The organism is Vibrio sp. 1288 (assembly GCF_033344475.1).
In genome coordinates, this window is sequence record NZ_JAWPOX010000012.1 from 55207 (window position 1) to 72863 (window position 17657).

Genomic DNA, 17657 nt, shown 5'->3' on the forward strand with positions numbered 1-17657 from the left:
TTATTTAAATGAGCCGTTATACCCAAGTGGCTTCGCTGCAATAAATATATCGATGTCACTTAGTTATAATAAATTAGACAGGACACAACATGGATACAGGAAAGATTAATATGCTTCTCTCTGAGCTAGGAGAAGTGCTGAACCTTGAGCGCGTGACAGCGTATGACGATCAAATGTGGTCACTGCATTTTGCTGAAAACAACAGTGTCGATGTTCTGCTCGTAGAGGAAAAAGGCGAGTTATTGATTTCCAAAAAACTGCTTATAGAACAAGATGATATTACGCTAGATAAACTTCAAGTTTTACTTGAATACAACTTCTTGTATCGAGAAACAGGTGGTGTGCAGTTTTGTGTGAATCCAACACGCAAAGACGTTGTTCTTCAAGTTGCTATCGCGGCTGGAAGTGAACTCACCAACATTGCTAACTTAATCATTCAGTTGAATGAATTAGTTGATACTTGGGTACAGTTATTTCAAAACAACACGGTTGTAGATTTTAGCCAAACAGACGTACACGCATTTATTCAAGTTTAAGGCATCACACATGGTCAATATTAATACATCGCACATGCACTCGTTGAGTCAGTTAACGTCACATTTGGCGACACAAAATCAAGCTGACGACAAAGAGGTTCGAGCACACAACGGTAAAGATATTTTTGTTAAAGAGGGCGCACCAAAAAATAAAAGTATCAGCGCGCGTATTAGCCACCAGAATAAAGCGAAAGATATTGTAGTGAACCTGCTTACTAAGCAGGGTATTCCTAAAGATGTTGCGAAGCTCATGCTGAAAAATGTGTTGAACGGTGAAAACAAGTTAACGCTTGGGAGCCTGAAAAATCTTGAGAGATTGTCGTCTGGTCCTAGCTCAAATTGGCCCACTGCACAAACGGCAGCCTCATCTTCCAAAACCAATAAAGCTTCATCGAGTGCCGCGCTTATCAACGAACATAAAGCCAACCTTCAAAAGCTTGGTGATTTTGCCTGTACGGACTTAAATACGTTCGGTGTTAAGGGGTCACAGTTTTATGAAACAAAAGGAAAGCCACGACTAAAAGAGCTTCACGCGGATCAAGCGCGAATCATGCAAGATCACAGAGCGACGATGTCCGCAAACGGAGTTCAAGCTGCAGCACAAAGAGGAACCGCACCGCAATTAAGCACTCTACAGAACATTGCTAAGGCAGTACAAACCGCGAAAGCCGGCTGCTGTACTACATTTGCCTTTGCTGCCGCCGCTGAGATGATTCAAGGCATGTCAGGAACACCTGAAAGTGAACCCAAAGTAGAAGTGGTTGCGTTTAAAAAGGGTCATTCAGGTACACACCTTTATGTACTGGTTGGTCGACAAGAGGAGAGCGACATAAAAGATCCATCAACGTGGAGTAAGGATGTGAAAATTGTTGACCCGTGGGCGACATCTGCATTCGGTGCACCAATGTTTGGAGATGCACAACGACCACCTGTTTCGAATATGTTCCCGCCAACAGAAGTCATTTTTGATAGCCATAAACTGGGTTAGTCACTCTGCAAAAGAAGTGAGCAAATACATCATGCTAAGCATCTAACCTTTATTGAAAGAGCAGCTCTGAGCTGCTCTTTTTTATTACTCTGGCAACTCGATTTTAGAGCGAGATTTCTGCGGAAAACCTCACAATGAAGGCGAAAAAGTGACAAAAATAAAGCCATTACCGACATCGTTCAATCTGCAATCGTTGTTCAATAGAGTTATTGAAACAAAAGGAAAAAGTTATGAACACGATTCAACAACTGCTCTTGGAGTTTTGCCAACTCAATGAGTTGCCCGAACTGAATTTTGAAGAAAATGAACGTTGTCAGCTACTGGTCGATGATCGCTACATGTTGTATTTCATCGCTACAGATACGGATGATTTGATGCTGTCTGTAACGTTCGGAGGGTTAGAAAAATCCGGTGAACAACGACTAAAAGGTTTAGAGCTTCTTGCTCATGCTAACTATCAAGGAATAGGTAGTGGCAGCCTCGCACTTGCTTTGGCTCCAAACGGTCGACAGCTTGTCTTAGCAGGACGTAAACCCGTTGAGCATCTAAATACGACGAACCTTACCGCTTGGTTTCACGAAGTTATTGAACAGGCCGAGCTGTGGCAAGCGCGTTTCGCAATGTTGGATCAAGCGATTCCAACCACCTCTAATCATGAACAAGCTCATGTTCAATCACTTCGTGTGTAGGAGAGAAAAATGGTTAATACAACACAAAAAATCAGCCAAAGCCCAGTACCTGATCTAGAACAGTTTCGTGCAGTTGCTGCGCAAAAAGATGATCGAGTGATCAGTAAAAGAGGTGAAGTAAAAGAACCTTCCACATTCCACAAAGGTCATAAGTTTGCTTCTATTCACGAAGGCGTATTGAGAAGCAAATACACTAAGTTTTTCCAAGAAAACATCAAAACTCACCTTGATTTAAAGCAGGCGCTACTTAAGCAAGAAAAACCTGAGGTTGCGCTGTTGGCTTACTCCCTAGTGAGTCCTTCAGGCTATCGCGGTGAGCCACTTACTGAGCGTAAAATCTTAGAAGTTGTCAGCCTATTGGATGAAATAAAAGTGAGCAGCGATACGTACCAGCAGCTTAAAAATACGTTTGATGCGATCAGCAAAGATCCGCGTATGCAGGTGAGTTTAGAAGCCCAGTATCCAGGAAAAATGGATGGCTTCGCTGCTGAACTGTTACAGATGGGCAAAGAAAAGCTAAAAGGTTCTGGTGTGAACGCCGTTATTAACTTGGCATTACCTGGCGTTGGCTTATTGATTTCTACAGGTCGAGAGCTGCACAAAGCGGCCGTAAATGGTGATGCTGAGGCTTACCATCATCAGTTAGAACAAATTTCACAGCTGCCAGGGCGAGATCAACGTCTTTCTATGCCGATGCAGCAAACCTTGGCTCAAGGTCATGCGATACTGTCGGCTGAAGGTGGCATTGGAGCTACGTTAGGTATGGCGACGGGGAGCCTGGGCACGTTCGGTGTTAGCTCTGTAGCAACGGTGGGCGTCACACCGATAGCAAAAGAGGCAATCGGTTCTGCGGCAACGACTGCTATCATGAGTGGCGGTGGCTTTGTGGCGAACCAAGCTGGGGCATACGGGTTAAATACGGAAGTAAAAGAGCAACTTATGCAAGGCGAAATGTCTGGTGTTTTACCTAGACTTGAAGTTTCCAATGCAAAAGGAGACTTTACCTTCAGTATGCAAGATCCGGCTTCTGTCCGCGCATTAATGGCGTACCTTGGCCCTAAGGAGGATACTGCAATGACTTCTCCTCAAGCGCCTAAAGAAGCACAAGAGATGGAAGCCGCTCGATTAACACTGAAAAAGATGTTGGGTTCAGAGCCAAGTGAGCACTTGGTTCCTGACGTAGATTCTATCTTGAAGCTAAGCCCAGAGGATGCACCAAGTAAAACCGAGTCTATTGCTAACGGGGCGTTTAAAAAACTGTTAGGAGAAGATTGGGATTGGCTCATGCCAGCTGTTCGAGCGATTGATAAAGGGGAAGCAAGTAAAATAAACGAAAAGCTAACCTACAAGCTCCCCCTAGATGCAGCAAACGGACGAGTTTATCTTGATAAATGCCCAAACCTGAGTGACGTCCAGTTAGATGCGCTAGAAAAACTAGGCTCACCAAGTCAATTGCGATTGATGTACTTGGCTGAAGGCTGGGTGTAATTTCAAATGGTAAAGTAGGGGGTAGGTGCTGCTCCTTACTTTATCTACCGTCAGCGTTCCTTTTTGGGGCTGGCTCATGTCCATTGAATTTAACTTTTCGACTGAAGAAACAAACACACAAGTGTCAACGTTATACCAACCCAACCAATGAAAGAAATTTCTTCCCCAACAATCGCAACTGCTAGTGCTGCTGCGATAACAGGTTCAAATAGCGTGAGTATGCTAGCTCCACTGGCTGTAACAAACCGTAGCCCAAACCCAAAAGCGACGTAACCTAACCCCATTGGAATCAAGGCCATGTAGAGCATGACCGTCGTATTAGTTGATGATGCAAATAGATTATCGCCCGTGATGAAAAGTGTTGGTAGAAGCAAAACTCCACCAATACCAAAAACACTTCCCATGGCCGTTTGCGATTCAATGCCGTGGTCAATCATAGTCTTTACTCCCCATGAGTAAATGGCGTACGTCAAACCTGCCAATAGGCCAAGTAATACACCCCAATGCTTCATATCATGATCAAATAAGCTATTTGCGGATGACTCAGAAGCCAACAACAAGGTAATGCCAATGACCCCGATTGCGAAACTCATCATCCAGCGCTTGGTTATGGTCTGATTTCGGCTAAAGAGACACTCTAACAAAGCAGAAAAGAAAGGTGCAGTGGAGATAGAAACAACCGTACCAATAGCCACACCGGCGAATCGCATTGATGAATAAAAAGCCAGTGGGTAGGTGGCTAAGGCGATAATACTAACCAGTAACGTTTTCTTCTTATGTACGACTTTTCGAAAATCTCTCTTCAGTGACTTCGCAGACAGACATGCTTGCATAAATCCACCAATACCCATAGAAAATGCGCCAATGGCGAGAGCACTGACATCCGGTGCCAAGCTGGCAGCGGTGCCCGTCGTTCCCCACAGGGTTGAAGCAAAAAGTATGGATAAAGTTCCTAATTGATAGTCGGTGAAATGTTTTTTTAACACTGTAATTTCTACCTAGTGAATGGCTGTTTTAGGGTAGAAAGAATAAAAGAAAGCGATAGAGAGTTTTGTGCTGAAAAGACGGAATACTTGTTCCAGAGGACTATTTTAGTGACTACCGGGAAAACTCTCTAGGAGACATGCCAAAATGCATTGAAAACCGTCGACTAAACGCGGAAAGGTCACTATAACCAACTCGTTCAGCTATCAACTGAACTGGAAGGTCTGTATGAGTCAGTAGTGCTTTGGCTTTTTCCATACGTTGTAGTGTAATGTACTTATGGACGCTCACTTTTAGCTGCTCTTTAAAAAGCTTTTTAAACTGCGTCGGACTCAAGCAAGCGGCATTCGCTAATGAGGCAATGGTGAGTGGCTGATCAAGCTGCTCGGCGATCACAACCTGTACATCTCGAATACGCGAATCTACGGAGCGAGACCGCTTTTGCTGCTCTAGCAACAGATAGAAGGTTGCAACCATTGAGTTTTCAATTTCATCATTAACCTGATACTCAAGTTGCTTTTCGACAAACTGGATAAAGCTCAGTAGAGGCGGGCTAATCGAAAACACAGCCACACTATTATCCATCAAATGAGTGGGCAAAGTGGTCATATCCGCAACAATAAAGCGTGATGACTCTTCGGCATTAAAACCGTGGGCACAACTTTTGGGGATGACTATGCAGTCGCCAACCGCCACCTTTCCGACATAACTATCCATATCAATATGTATGTTGCCCTGGAGAGGAAGCACCAGTTGATGATAATCACTATGAGTATGTCGGCTCATACGTTTCGTGTAGGAGCGAATGCTTAAGTTAGATTTCATAAAAACAACATACAGTTAAAGAATACCGCATTATAGCGTTGAAAGTATCGAGGTTGAAAGCTGGGCAGTTGTAAGCCCCGATCTTGAATGGGATGTGGTTTGTTAGTCCGCCTCGGACTCTAACGAGGCCAACCAACGAAGCACTTCCGCAGTTGCTTCAATAAGATCGCTTGGGATGTACTGGTCGACGTTGCCGTCGGCGTATAGTGCACGAGCAAGAGGGACTTTTTGCATCACAGGCACGCCTTCCTCTCTAGCGATTGCGACCATACGTTTGGCTACCGCATCGGTTTCCATCAAAGTGATGACGGGCAGGGGCGTTTCGCCTTTCTTGTAATAAAGGCCAACCGCGATATGTGTTGGGTTTGTAACTAATACATTAGAACGTTTAACGTTTTCGCGTTGATTGGAGGCTTGTAGCTCTTGGTGCAACTGACGACGTTTGCTTTTTATTTCTGGACTGCCTTCCATCTCTTTGTATTCGCGCTTCACTTCGTCCTTGCTCATTTTGAGCTTTTTCGTGTGATCAAACTTCTGGTACGCAAAATCTGCTGCAGCGATGACGATGAAGCCTACCGAAGAGATAATCATTAATTGTTTAATCATGACGCCAGTAATGGTCGGGACACATTCTAGCCCACAAGTTGGAATTTGCATTAAAGCGTTGATATTACCGCGTAATGTCACCCAGATAATGCAGGAAAGAAGAGAGACTTTAAGGATCGACTTGATAAACTCAATCACACTCTTAAGGGAAAAAATGCGTTTGGCCCCTTCGACGGGATTGATCTTTTTGATGTCGGGTTTAACGGATTCACCACTAAATAGGAACCCGAACTGCCCCATATTGGAAAAGATGGCGACGAGTGCAGCAACCAGAATAATCGGAGCGAGTAGATAGGCAATTTCTTTTGCGATGGCGATAGCGACATCGACTAGCGCATCTTGGAAACCCTGATAAGCAAGCTTACTTGGTAGGAGAATAAGCGCTGAGATGTGCGACATGTAATAATCGGCGAACGCAAACAGTACAATTATGAGCGCCAAAATTAATGCAGACGATACGATTTCTTGGCTTTTGGCAACCTGACCTTTCTGTCGAGCATCGCGTAACTTTTTTGCGGTGGGTTGCTCTGTTTTTTCTGCACTCATAAAGAATCCTAAGCGTTATTGCCAAATGGTATTGAGTTGTTCTGCGAATCGGGTAATGCCGTAAAACTGTACTTCAAAGTGATCCATCATTATTCCGAGATACACGATCAGTAAAACACTCGCGATGGCACTTTTTATTGGCATGGCAAGGAAAAAAACATTCAATTGCGGTGCAAAACGACTGATAAGCGCCAGACCAAACTCAGCAAGAAACATTGCCAACACTAGTGGAGCGGACATCAACACACCAAGCCACATAAGCTGTTCAAATTGCGCGTAGAAGAAACTCACCCATGCGTCGTTAACGGTTGGGAAAAAGTCCACGATCGGCCAAGATGTATAGCTTTTGAATAACGCATAGATAAAAGTGACAAAGCCCCCGCCAGAGAAGAACAGGGTAATCAACGTTTGGGTCAGTAATACCGCTGTTGGTGTGGATTGTGAGCCTAGCGTTGGGTTAAACATACTTGCCATGGCAGCCCCACGTTGGTTGTCGACCAGAAAACCGGCCGCTTCTATCGCCCAAAAGGGGATAGCAGCAACAAACCCTATCAATAGCCCAATTAATACCTCCTTACCCAAAATCATTATCAGCCAAATGCCGTCGGTTTCTGCGGGCAAGCTTTGCTGATTAATCATCGGAAATATAAACAGTGCGAGTGAGCAAAGCACACCATTTCTCACCATGGTGCCGCCTAACATTTGCTTGCTCAAAATAGGCAAAAAGATGAAGCATGCCATTAACCTAGGTAACGTCAGGCTGTACAAAAATAAAGCCTGGTGTAAGTCGTGATAACTCATCGTATTTGAGGAATTTTATCCATAGCAAGCGAGGCGAAGGCGTGGAGCTCTGCCCCTAGCCATTGCGTTGTGACGAACAGCGTAATAATGACCGCGATAAGCTTGACCACAAAGCCTAACGTTTGTTCTTGGACCTGAGTTAACGCCTGAATAAGCGACACCAATGTACCAACCAATGCTGCGACTAAAATCGGCGGTAATGACAAGTACAACACTAGGGTTAATGCTTGAGTCGTGAAATGAATGATTTCAGCAGAATGCATACTTTCTCCGTGATTAACCGTAACTCAACACTAAGCCGTGGGTGAGCTTTGTCCAGCCGTCAAGCAAGACAAAAAGCAACAATTTGAAGGGGAGGGAAATCGTCATTGGCGATACCATCATCATCCCCATCGCGAGTAGGATATTCGACACAATTAGGTCAATAGCGATGAACGGTAAGTACAACAGAAAGCCAATTTCAAAAGCGCGAGTAAGCTCGCTGACGGTAAATGCGGGCAGTAAGAGCAATAAGCTGTCCGACTCTAAACGGTCTACGTACTTCTGTGGCCACAATGTGCGTGCAGCATCAGTGAAGAATATGGCTTCGGTTTCCCGAATATGCTTTTTCAAAAATTCTCGATAAGGCTGTAAACCGCTTTCAATGAGGCCTTCTACACTTGCAGAATCTTCAAGGGAGATATCATGCTGCTTTACGTAGTCGTAGGTTTCAAACCCGACGGGAGCCATGATGAAAATTGACAGAATGATGGCCAATCCGTAAAGCGCCATATTCGGCGGAATTTGCTGTACACCGAGAGCGTTACGCAACAGTGAGAATACAACGGCGAGTTTCACAAACGACGTCGCCATCATGGCGATAAATGGGATCAGTGCCAGCAGTGCTAAGCTGACAATGAGATTGAGCTCGTCGGGTAACTGGATCATGCTAGCTCCTGCGTGCCACCGAACAGCTCCAGTACGCGCACACCTAAATGTTCGTTAACATTAACCAGTTCACACTCACCAATGATTTTGCCGTTGGCACGCAATGTTACCGGCTTAGATACAGGCTGGTTTAGCTCGAATACGTACCCTGGCTGAAGCTGGTTAAGCTGCTCTAGCGTGATGGTTTGATGGCCGATATCAAACGTGAGTTCCACAGGCAGTTGCTGGTGGTCGGTTAACATTTCTGAAGTGTTTACGTCATTCATATTGGTTTCTTTTTCAATAATGTGAAGAGTTTGGTCATCTAGCTGGCAGCGCCAGAGATTCTGGTTAGATACTTGAAAAATGGCTTGTTGCTTGGCGATGTAACCATCGTCAAAAAAGATGACATCTCCCAGCTCGAGCGAATTAAATTCGCTTAACGTCAAATGGGTCCTTCCAAGACTTAACCACACAGGTAAAGCGAGGTGTCGAGCTTGTAGAGCAGCGCTGTTTGGTAGCGCATCCAACAACACGTCTGATCCTTCGCTAACCCACAAACAAAGAGAGCCGTTAGGCTTATTGAGGGTTAACATTAAAGTATGCTCTTGGGCCTGGCTCGCCTCTAACGGCTGTAGTTGACTAAGAATGGGTAACTGACCAAATAGCGCTTTGATTACCTCACTATGCGGTTCTATCTGTGAGCTCAAAAGTGCTAACTGGAGGGAGTTAGGCAGGGACTCAAACGCAGTAGCATTTAAGGTCGATTTCAGCCAATGTTGGAGCTGCGCACGAGAAAAGTCTACTTGTAGGGTTTGCCCTCCAATCAACGTGGTTAAACGGAACCCTTCAAATGAAGGGATTTGAGCAACAGTAATCGATACGCTCTGACCATCAGTCCCTTGGAAGTGGCACTGTTTTGCACAAAGTTGATTGCTGAGCGCGATACTTTCTGCATCCACTTTGGGTATTATTAACGGTGTCATAGGTCATTCTCCGCTTGCCATTCTTCATACACGCTGCGTTGTTGGCGTGAGTGTTGTTGTTCATGTTGTTGTTGATCGAGCTGTTGAGTTTGTTCGCTGATCGCTAAGCGAAGTGGCTGCTCACCACCGAATCGGTTTAGCCGTTCAGCAAGATCTTGTCTAGCTTGCTGGCTAATAATGGAAAGGGCATGCTCTTGTCGAATCGTCACGCTATACCCTTGAGCGTCCAACTTGATGTGGATTTCGCCACCTTTTAATTGTCCTTCACTTAGAAACAGCCGAACCTCTTTGTTGTCCGATGCGGTTGGCAGAGCAACATAGATTTTATCCACCAATTGCTGGAGTAATTGGTTTACGTCTCGCGTTGGGCTTGGTTGAGCCTGCGAAGCAACACTTTTTAGGATGACATCGCCTTGTGTTACCGCACTTGCAAAGGGTTGAGAAGGTACTTTTTCTTCATCCGTTTTCACGGCGACTAGTGCGCTTTTCGTCTCGATTTTTTCAAGGGGCTTGGTTTCAGGCAGGCCATCAGTTTGGTCTGATCGTTTGCCTGTATTCTGTAGCGGCGGAGTTGCACGCTTATTGTGCGCTGTTTCAGTTTGCTTTTTCGTTAAGCCAACAATGTTAATCCCATCTTGAGCGAGCACTGTCGCTGTCGCACTTTGGGGGAGCAAGCCAGATTCAAGCGTAGAGAGACAATCCGGTGAGGTATGTTTATCCATCGGCGTCGGTTTATCATCTTTCAAATGAGCTTGAGCTTGAAAGTGAGAATCAACACGCTCGGTAGAAGGGGAGCTTAGAACTGTGTCGCCATCGCTTTTTCCATCATGTTTAAGCAATTTATTGTTTTCACTAATTATTTCTTCGCTATTTGCTGCGTCGTCTTTCGATTTCTCTACGTCTCTCTTAGTGACGACGTCACTTTTACCTTTTAAAGTGGAGATGTTTTTGTCAGCGTTGGCTTCTTGGTTCGATAGGTTATGTTTCTTATCTAGACCTTGAGATGTCTTATGCCTTAGCGGTATGTCTTCTTCGCCAGTATGATTCTTTTGGGGATTCGCAACGATAGATTCCTTTCCCTTGCTAGGCTTCTTCGTCATTGCATGCTCGAATTGTGATTGAAGCTCGGCCTCCTTCTCGAGAGGCGCTTGTTCTGGCGTTGATTTGTGCAGCGTATTCGATGTTTCAGTTGTTGTGGTAATGCGCATAGTGAACCTTTAGATAATGTCGACAGTGCGAAACTCTTCCTGTTCGAGTTCTTCTTGGTATTGCCTTTCTCGCGATTTTTCCGCGACTTCTTGTTGCTGCAACTGAACGAATTTTTCTTTGGTTTTATGGGCTTGTCGCGCCTCTTTTTGCTTTTCTTTAAGTGCCGAGCGTTCGATTTCAAGCGCTTTTTTTGATTCGGCCACACGTTGTTTAAGTTCGGCTTCTCTCTCTCTTAACAACGCGACTTCTTGTCTTAATGTTTCTAGCTCTTTGAGAACGAGCGTTTGTTGTTTTGCTTTAGCAAAACGTCGCTCTTCTTCTTCCTGGCGCCAAACGTGATAGTCCGCGACAGAACGTTCGGCCTTTTGAACCTGTGCTGCGGCGTTTGACACTCGGTATTCTTGACGCTTGACGGCTTTATCCGCACGTTCAGCGCGAATTTTTTTGATTTCTAATAAGCGTTCTATCATTGTTTCGCCATCCCTTTAAGTTGAGCGATAGCGCCATCAAGATCGCTTGGTTCATGAGTGCCTTGGCGTAAAAAGGCGCGTATATCATCACTTTGTGCAATGGCCAAATCCGCTCGACTATCTGCGCCATGTTGGTATTCGCCAATTTTGATTAGCAGTTCAACTTCTTCATACTTAGCTAACATTTCGCGAATATGAGCAGCAGACGCCTGATGATCGGATTCAACGATTTGATTCATCACTCGGCTTGCTGAGCGAAGTACATCAATGGCGGGATAATGGTTCATTGCCGCAAGTTTGCGCGAGAGAATGATGTGCCCGTCTAGAATTGAGCGAGTTTCATCCGCGACAGGCTCCGTCATGTCGTCACCTTCCACCAACACGGTGTACAGTGCTGTAATTGATCCTTTGTCTGATTGTCCAGCTCGTTCCATCAGCTTTGGCAAAGCGGCAAAAACAGAAGGCGGATAGCCACGTCGTGTTGGTGGCTCGCCTGCGGCTAGTCCAATCTCCCTCTGTGCGCGGGCGAAACGCGTTACAGAATCCATCAGCAGTAGCACGCGTTTACCTTGATCACGAAAATATTCTGCGATAGAAGTGGCAACAAAAGCGGCTTTGGCACGCTCCATTGCTGGGCGATCAGAGGTAGCGACCACTAAAACCGATTTGGCCATTCCTTCTTCGCCTAGGTCATGCTCAATAAACTCGCGCACTTCGCGTCCGCGTTCACCAATTAAGGCGAGAACGGTCACGTCAACTTCTGCGGAGCGAATCAGTTTTGCCAGTAGGGTACTTTTACCCCCGCCAGCCGCTGCAAAAATACCCATGCGCTGACCTTCACCACAGGTCAGTAGCCCATCAATGGATCGAACGCCAAGAGAGATTGGCTTTTCAATTAGTTTACGTTGCATTGGTGGTGGCGCATCGCGATAAACAGGATACCAAGCACTTGGTTCCTGACTTTGCGTACCATCGAAAGGACGTCCAAGCCCGTCAAGCGTTTTACCTAACAGGTGGTCGCCAACACCCACTTCGTGCATTTTGCCCATTGGGCTTACTTCTGTATTTGAGGAAATCCCAAACATATTTCCTAATGGGGTGAGCAAAGCGTGATGCTGCTGGAAGCCAACCACTTCCGCTAACAAAGACAGAGTTTGATCGGGATTACGCAACTCACACAGTTCACCTACACGAACGCCAGGGACGACAGCTTTGATAATGGTGCCGGTGACTTGTGTAACGCGCCCGCGAATTTGGATCAAACGCGTGTGTTTAATCGCAGATTGTTGGATATCAGTGATGTATGAGAAATCGTTCAAGGTAAAAATATGCGCAATGATTGATGCTGAGAGAATAGAAAGTATAAGAATCAATTTATAGTGAATATCAGTCGGGAGTTTTTAGAAAACTGAAAGCGCACTAAAAAAACACGTCTGATTTTGACAGCTTCAAAAAAGCGCACTTCCTATAATTCGCCTGTATTGTGCGGAAGGAGTGCAAGTGAATGAGTATTATCAACAATCATATCGCAACAAATCCAAAGTTTGATGCGTCTATCCAAAGCGGGTTGGAATCGTCTCGTCCCGACGTTTCACAAAAAGGCAATTATCGCGGTGAAACCGTCCGTGTTCACAATGCCACACAATCACTTTTTGATGCGATGGAAGAACTCACTTCACTCGGTTCCGAAAAAGCAGAGAAAGATCTGACTAAGCGCAAAGTGAAAGACAGTGGTGTTCGAGTTAATGAAGCACATGAACTCGTTTCGGACTATTTAAGAAAAGTCCCTGATCTTGAAAAGAATCAAAAGATCAAAGATTTGGCTACAAAAATGGCGGGAGGAAATATCTCGACCATCGCGCAATTACAAGCCTACTTGAATGGGTTTTCCGAGGAGAAAATCCATCAATACCTCGCCCTAAAAGCCGTGAAAAAGTTTTTGAGTGCGAGTCCAGAAAGTAAACACCTACTAGCGCTGATTGACCAAGCACTTCTAAGAATCGAGCAAAACCCAGATACATGGTCTCAAATTGATACGGAAATCCGTGTCTCAAATTTTGCTGATGAATACAGCCAAGAGCAAGAGTTTAGCTCTTTGCATCAGCTGCGCGGCTTCTACCGCGATACCGTTCATAGTTATCAAGGGCTCGGCGCGGCTTATCAAGATGTAGTGGCGCGCTTTGGTGAGCAGGAGGTATCGACTGCTGTTGACTTTATGCTGCAAGGCATGAGTGCAGATCTTAGTGTTCAAGGTAGCAGTATCGATTCGGTTAAGTTGCAGTGGTTGATGTCCGATATGCAAAAACTCAAAACTCTGAATACGTTGCAAGATCGTGTGAGTCAGCTGTTCCAAATGTTTAAACCGGAAAGGACGAATTATGGCTTATCAAGTTTCTAATTTGATGGCTGATGTGATTGCGTTGGTAGAGCAGCGATGGGTAAGCAGTGATGAGATATGGAAAGTCGCCAACGCAATGGAATTGACGGCTGTAGAACAAAAAATCGATTTTTTTCGAGAGTTCCATAAGTTAGTCCGCGCAATCCCAATTGACGTATTCGCCGATGAAGAACAACGACAGAATTTAATCCAAGCGGTACAAAAGGCGCTAGACGAAGCCATTGATATAGAAGAAGAGGAAGCGTGGGAAGATGAGTTGGATTGATGCATCCGTCGATGAATTTTGCCGAGGAATGGGGCTCGATGCCGTCGATTTCTCATCAGCTGGACGGGTGCAGCTGGATTTTGAGCAAAGTGGTACGCTGCATATTGAGCGACAGGGTGAGCAGTTATTCTTGATGTTGTCTCGAGCGTTATCTTGGCATCAAATCAGTGACATGATTCAAAGTGCACTGTGTTTGTGTCATGCCGATCAAGGCTGGCCTTTCGAAATTAAAACCGGCTTGTTAGATGAGCAAACTCTGGTTTTTTCAGCAAGGCTAAAAGGAGAAGAAGTAACACTTCCGACCTTAGAGCAAGCGTTTACGCTTTTGGCTCGTCTACATAACGATGTGGCAGGCTCATGACTCGAGTCAGCACTTTAAACGTAGGCATCGAAGCCTTTACGCATGTTACTCATAGTGAAGTTAAGGCCGATTTCCCAGAGCGATTTCAATTGCTTCCTGATGGTCAGGCGGTCGCTACACATTTAGAGAAGCTCTATGACCTCCGGCCTTCAGACCAATATCTCATCGCGTTAACTAAGCCCAAGCTGCTGCACTCAGAGTTGTTGCGTCCAGAAAAATACCGTCAACAATTTGATGAAACGTTAGCTCAGCTGCAAGTTCTTGCACAGGATTCAGGCTCCGCTTCTTTTATCAAAGCATCTGAAACGCTACAAAGTACACAACTTGATCAGCGTTACCTCACTATGGCGCTCAATCTCCTTATCCAGGTCTAACCAACATGTTGAGATCCAAAGACATTGAACTCTTACTTGTTCACGCTGCGCTACAAGTTCAATACCAAAAGCCAGAGCATGCCATTTCTATTCTCGATGCGGTTCTAGAAATAGAACCGCAGCACAAAGAGGCGATGCAAACACTTGCTGTGGCGTGTTTACAAAGTGGTCAATATACCCGGGCGATTGAGGTGTGTGAGCACCTATTAAAATCCGACCTTCATCCTGACTCGGCAGGACTCTGGTTTTGTTTAAGCCAAGCGCGTTGGAAACAAAATGACGTCGATGGGGCACGCCAAGCGCACCGACGCTATCTGCAATCTTTAAATAGTGAATCACATGAATAAGTTGATCGATATTCTAAACAAAGTAGGGCAACGCAAAGACATCATGCTTGCGGTGATGTTACTCGCGATCGTCTTTATGATGATATTGCCACTTCCTACCGCACTGGTGGATGTACTGATTGGCACCAACATGAGCATTGCAGTGGTGCTGCTTATGTTAGCGATTTACATCACCACGCCACTTGAGTTCTCTGCATTTCCTGCGGTGCTATTGATCACGACATTGTTTCGTCTGTCTTTATCTATCACGACAACCCGTTTGATCTTGCTACAAGGCGATGCTGGTCAAATCGTTTATACATTCGGTAACTTCGTTGTGGGCGGTAACTTAGTGGTCGGTATTGTTGTGTTCCTGATCATTACCATTGTTCAGTTTATGGTGATCACCAAAGGCTCAGAAAGGGTAGCAGAAGTTAGTGCGCGCTTCTCACTCGATGCGATGCCTGGTAAGCAGATGAGTATTGACGGTGACATGCGTGCCGGAGTAATTGACGTACACGAAGCTAGGCACCGACGATCACTGATTGAAAAAGAAAGCCAAATGTATGGCTCGATGGATGGCGCGATGAAGTTCGTTAAAGGCGACTCCATTGCGGGTCTGGTCATCATTGTGGTCAACATCTTAGGTGGCGTCACGATCGGGGTAACGCAAAAAGGCATGAGTGCTTCTGAAGCACTTGAGTTGTTTGCGATTTTGACCGTTGGCGATGGTTTGGTATCGCAGATCCCGGCACTCTTTATCGCGATTACCGCCGGTATTATCGTGACGCGTGTTTCCCATGAAGACTCTTCTGATCTTGGATCGGATATTGGTGGGCAAGTGATTGCTCAGCCACGAGCACTTCTTATTGGTGGTGTGCTTTTGGTGCTGTTCGCACTCATCCCTGGGTTTCCAAAAATCACTTTTCTGGTCTTGGCCGCCGTGGTTGGTGGTGGTGGTTTCTTCCTTTTCTATCAACAGAAAAAACAAGCGGAATCAGATAGCACCGACTTATCAAGCTTTGTTTCGCAAGGGGCCGGTTCGCCAGCAGCGAAGCCAAGCAAACCCACGCCTTCTAGAAACAGCAAAGGTAAGTTAGGTGAGCAAGAAGAGTTCGCCATGACGGTCCCGCTGTTGATTGATCTTGACGCGAGCCTTCAGGAAAGCTTGGAAGCGGTCGCATTAAATGAAGAGCTAGCAAGGGTTAGACGCGCACTATATCTCGACCTAGGCGTGCCTTTCCCAGGCATCCACCTGCGCTTTAACGAGGGGATGCAAAATGGCGAGTACTTAATTCAGTTACAAGAAGTCCCGGTTGCACGAGGACGAATTGTTAAAGATCAACTCTTGGTGACAGAAGGGAATGAACAGATCGATTTATTAGGCGTGCCTTATGAGCAAGATGAAGATTTTCTACCTGGTATTTCTAGCATTTGGGTGGCACAGAGTTATGAGCAAAAACTCGTAGCCAGTCATGTAGGTTTTCTCACACCCGACAGAATTTTAACGTACCACTTGTCTCATGTTCTTAAGGAGTACGCGCAAGACTTTATTGGTATTCAGGAGACGCGTTATCTGTTGGAGCAGATGGAAGGCAGTTATTCGGAGCTAGTCAAAGAGGCCCAGCGTATTGTTCCGTTGCAAAAAATGACGGAAATCTTGCAACGCTTGGTTTCTGAAGACATTTCTATCCGAAACCTTCGCGTGATCTTGGAAGCGATGGTTGAGTGGGGCCAAAAAGAGAAAGATGTTGTACAGCTGACGGAGTACATTCGTTCCAGCTTAAAACGTTACATTTGCTACAAATACGCGAGCGGACAAAACATGTTGCCCGCTTACTTATTGGATCAAAGTCTCGAAGACACAATACGCAGCGGTATTCGTCAAACCTCAGCAGGGAGTTACTTGGCGTTAGACCCGTCAGTAACGCAACAATTTGTCAGTGATGTGAAACAGACCATTGGTGACTTAAGCCGCATGCCGAATAAACCTGTGCTAGTTGTGTCTATGGATGTACGCCGATATGTGCGAAAGCTTATTGAATCGGAATACTACGATCTGCCCGTTTTGTCATTTCAAGAACTAACCCAGCAAATCAATATTCAGCCACTTGGAAGGGTGGGGATGTAATGAAAACAAAACTAATACTCTCGCTGGCGCAAGCGGGGATCGAAGTGACGCCATACTTTTGGCAACAAAGTGAAATTCAACTTGGTTATCGAATTGAAGTTGGAGGCTTAGAGCTCGTTTTTCGGGTGGAGGACGGTGAAATCATCATCGTTCTTCTGAAACGCATTCGTCCAAAATTGGGGTTGAGTAACCCCTTTGCCGGCTTATTTCTCTTGGCTGAACATGCCATTCAACTTTATCCCTCCGATTGGGTCATTCGCGGCAATGTCGATGTGTTACGTGGTAGCAACATGAGCAGCCAGCGATTGGCACAGTTCTATCTAAAAGCATGCGGTGCAAGCCATGATGAGCTAGACGACTGGTACTGTTTACGCCTAGCAGATTATAGACCTTTGAAAAAGTTGAAAAAGTAAAAACTCACGACTGTTACTGACAGCACCGATGAGATGACCCGCTTTAAGATAGGAATCAAGATGAAGCAACCGTTTACCGATGCGATTGAGAATGCTGAGCTTGCCATTAGAAAAGCTGAAGACAGAACCGATATTTTTAACGAGCTATTGGAAGGCTTAGGTGTTGGTCCTGTTGCGGGGGATGTTTTACTTGGCGGCATAAAAGCGCCAGTAGATACCATGAAACGTGCAGAGCAAGAGCTAATAGACGAAGTCCAGCGCCGCCGGCAACAACAAACTCAGCTACAAGGTACGTCAGGTAAACGCAGAAAGCGTCCCACAGTGATGCGCGGCATGATGATTTAGAGGTTTGGAA

General features: G+C 45.5%; 22 protein-coding genes. 12 read left to right on the forward strand and 10 right to left on the reverse strand.

Going from position 1 to position 17657, the window contains the following annotated elements; translation table 11 throughout:
* Window positions 1-89: 89 nt before the first annotated feature.
* From R8O11_RS11165 to R8O11_RS11180, 4 genes are all read left to right on the forward strand, one after another.
* Window positions 90-536, forward strand: coding sequence for a type III secretion system chaperone (locus tag R8O11_RS11165; RefSeq protein WP_236147238.1), 447 nt, complete (start codon window positions 90-92; stop codon window positions 534-536).
* A 10-nt stretch (window positions 537-546) separates the two neighbouring features.
* A complete protein-coding gene (gene vopR / locus R8O11_RS11170; RefSeq protein ID WP_205461529.1) occupies window positions 547-1524 on the forward strand; it encodes a type III secretion system effector VopR in 978 nt (325 codons plus the stop codon).
* 230 nt (window positions 1525-1754) lie between these two features.
* Window positions 1755-2213 carry a CesT family type III secretion system chaperone gene (locus R8O11_RS11175; protein ID WP_005387141.1) on the forward strand — a complete coding sequence of 153 codons (459 nt, stop codon included), beginning with the start codon at window positions 1755-1757 and terminating at the stop codon, window positions 2211-2213.
* A 9-nt stretch (window positions 2214-2222) separates the two neighbouring features.
* Window positions 2223-3701 (forward strand): hypothetical protein, encoded by a 1479-nt coding sequence (locus R8O11_RS11180; protein ID WP_053304391.1) that lies wholly within the window; start codon window positions 2223-2225, stop codon window positions 3699-3701.
* Between the two features lie 89 nt (window positions 3702-3790).
* On the opposite strand, the gene R8O11_RS11185 is transcribed toward R8O11_RS11180, so the two are convergent.
* The 10 genes from R8O11_RS11185 to vscN all read right to left on the reverse strand — a co-directional run bounded on the left by R8O11_RS11185 (window position 3791) and on the right by vscN (window position 12353).
* Complete coding sequence (locus tag R8O11_RS11185; RefSeq protein WP_372035280.1) at window positions 3791-4693, reverse strand: DMT family transporter; 903 nt, start codon at window positions 4691-4693, stop codon at window positions 3791-3793.
* Window positions 4694-4799: 106 nt separating this feature from the next.
* On the reverse strand, window positions 4800-5510 hold the full coding sequence (locus R8O11_RS11190; RefSeq protein WP_213871878.1) for a helix-turn-helix domain-containing protein: 711 nt from the start codon (window positions 5508-5510) through the stop codon (window positions 4800-4802).
* Window positions 5511-5612: 102 nt separating this feature from the next.
* A complete protein-coding gene (gene vscU, locus R8O11_RS11195) occupies window positions 5613-6662 on the reverse strand; it encodes a SctU family type III secretion system export apparatus subunit VscU (protein ID WP_053350339.1) in 1050 nt (349 codons plus the stop codon).
* Between the two features lie 15 nt (window positions 6663-6677).
* A complete protein-coding gene (sctT, locus tag R8O11_RS11200) occupies window positions 6678-7463 on the reverse strand; it encodes a type III secretion system export apparatus subunit SctT (protein WP_033906165.1) in 786 nt (261 codons plus the stop codon).
* Window positions 7460-7726 (reverse strand): SctS family type III secretion system export apparatus subunit VscS, encoded by a 267-nt coding sequence (gene vscS, locus R8O11_RS11205; RefSeq protein WP_005377227.1) that lies wholly within the window; start codon window positions 7724-7726, stop codon window positions 7460-7462. The genes sctT and vscS overlap by 4 nt, the downstream gene beginning before the upstream one ends.
* Before the next feature lie 13 nt (window positions 7727-7739).
* Window positions 7740-8390: a SctR family type III secretion system export apparatus subunit VscR gene (vscR, locus tag R8O11_RS11210; protein WP_005377232.1), complete on the reverse strand. Its 651-nt coding sequence runs from the start codon at window positions 8388-8390 to the stop codon at window positions 7740-7742.
* The gene (gene vscQ / locus R8O11_RS11215; RefSeq protein WP_258657506.1) at window positions 8387-9355 is read right to left on the reverse strand and encodes a SctQ family type III secretion system cytoplasmic ring protein VscQ; all 969 of its coding nucleotides are present in this window, start codon (window positions 9353-9355) and stop codon (window positions 8387-8389) included. The genes vscR and vscQ overlap by 4 nt, the downstream gene beginning before the upstream one ends.
* A complete protein-coding gene (locus R8O11_RS11220) occupies window positions 9352-10563 on the reverse strand; it encodes a type III secretion system needle length determinant (protein WP_318194147.1) in 1212 nt (403 codons plus the stop codon). The genes vscQ and R8O11_RS11220 overlap by 4 nt, the downstream gene beginning before the upstream one ends.
* 9 nt (window positions 10564-10572) lie before the next feature.
* Complete coding sequence (locus R8O11_RS11225; protein ID WP_047102696.1) at window positions 10573-11034, reverse strand: type III secretion protein; 462 nt, start codon at window positions 11032-11034, stop codon at window positions 10573-10575.
* Window positions 11031-12353 carry a SctN family type III secretion system ATPase VscN gene (gene vscN / locus R8O11_RS11230; protein WP_318076502.1) on the reverse strand — a complete coding sequence of 441 codons (1323 nt, stop codon included), beginning with the start codon at window positions 12351-12353 and terminating at the stop codon, window positions 11031-11033. The genes R8O11_RS11225 and vscN overlap by 4 nt, the downstream gene beginning before the upstream one ends.
* Window positions 12354-12538: 185 nt before the next feature.
* Between vscN and sctW the strand changes: the two genes are divergently transcribed.
* The 8 genes from sctW to R8O11_RS11270 are packed head-to-tail and all read left to right on the forward strand — an operon-like array spanning window position 12539 to window position 17647.
* Window positions 12539-13432, forward strand: a complete 894-nt coding sequence (sctW, locus tag R8O11_RS11235; protein WP_318076503.1) for a type III secretion system gatekeeper subunit SctW — start codon at window positions 12539-12541, stop codon at window positions 13430-13432.
* Entirely contained in the window at window positions 13413-13697 is a 285-nt protein-coding gene (locus R8O11_RS11240; protein ID WP_005377239.1) for a TyeA family type III secretion system gatekeeper subunit, read from the forward strand. Before sctW ends, R8O11_RS11240 begins: the two co-directional genes overlap by 20 nt.
* Window positions 13684-14058, forward strand: coding sequence for a type III secretion chaperone SycN (sycN, locus tag R8O11_RS11245; RefSeq protein WP_017634544.1), 375 nt, complete (start codon window positions 13684-13686; stop codon window positions 14056-14058). The genes R8O11_RS11240 and sycN overlap by 14 nt, the downstream gene beginning before the upstream one ends.
* Complete coding sequence (gene vscX / locus R8O11_RS11250) at window positions 14055-14432, forward strand: type III secretion system protein VscX (protein ID WP_005377246.1); 378 nt, start codon at window positions 14055-14057, stop codon at window positions 14430-14432. Before sycN ends, vscX begins: the two co-directional genes overlap by 4 nt.
* A 5-nt stretch (window positions 14433-14437) precedes the next feature.
* On the forward strand, window positions 14438-14779 hold the full coding sequence (gene vscY / locus R8O11_RS11255) for a type III secretion system chaperone VscY (protein ID WP_318194148.1): 342 nt from the start codon (window positions 14438-14440) through the stop codon (window positions 14777-14779).
* Complete coding sequence (gene vcrD / locus R8O11_RS11260) at window positions 14763-16889, forward strand: SctV family type III secretion system export apparatus subunit VcrD (protein WP_104979251.1); 2127 nt, start codon at window positions 14763-14765, stop codon at window positions 16887-16889. Before vscY ends, vcrD begins: the two co-directional genes overlap by 17 nt.
* Window positions 16889-17302, forward strand: coding sequence for an LcrR family type III secretion system chaperone (locus R8O11_RS11265; RefSeq protein ID WP_213968090.1), 414 nt, complete (start codon window positions 16889-16891; stop codon window positions 17300-17302). The genes vcrD and R8O11_RS11265 overlap by 1 nt, the downstream gene beginning before the upstream one ends.
* A 60-nt stretch (window positions 17303-17362) precedes the next feature.
* Window positions 17363-17647, forward strand: a complete 285-nt coding sequence (locus tag R8O11_RS11270) for an LcrG family type III secretion system chaperone (RefSeq protein ID WP_005377254.1) — start codon at window positions 17363-17365, stop codon at window positions 17645-17647.
* Window positions 17648-17657: the final 10 nt, after the last annotated feature.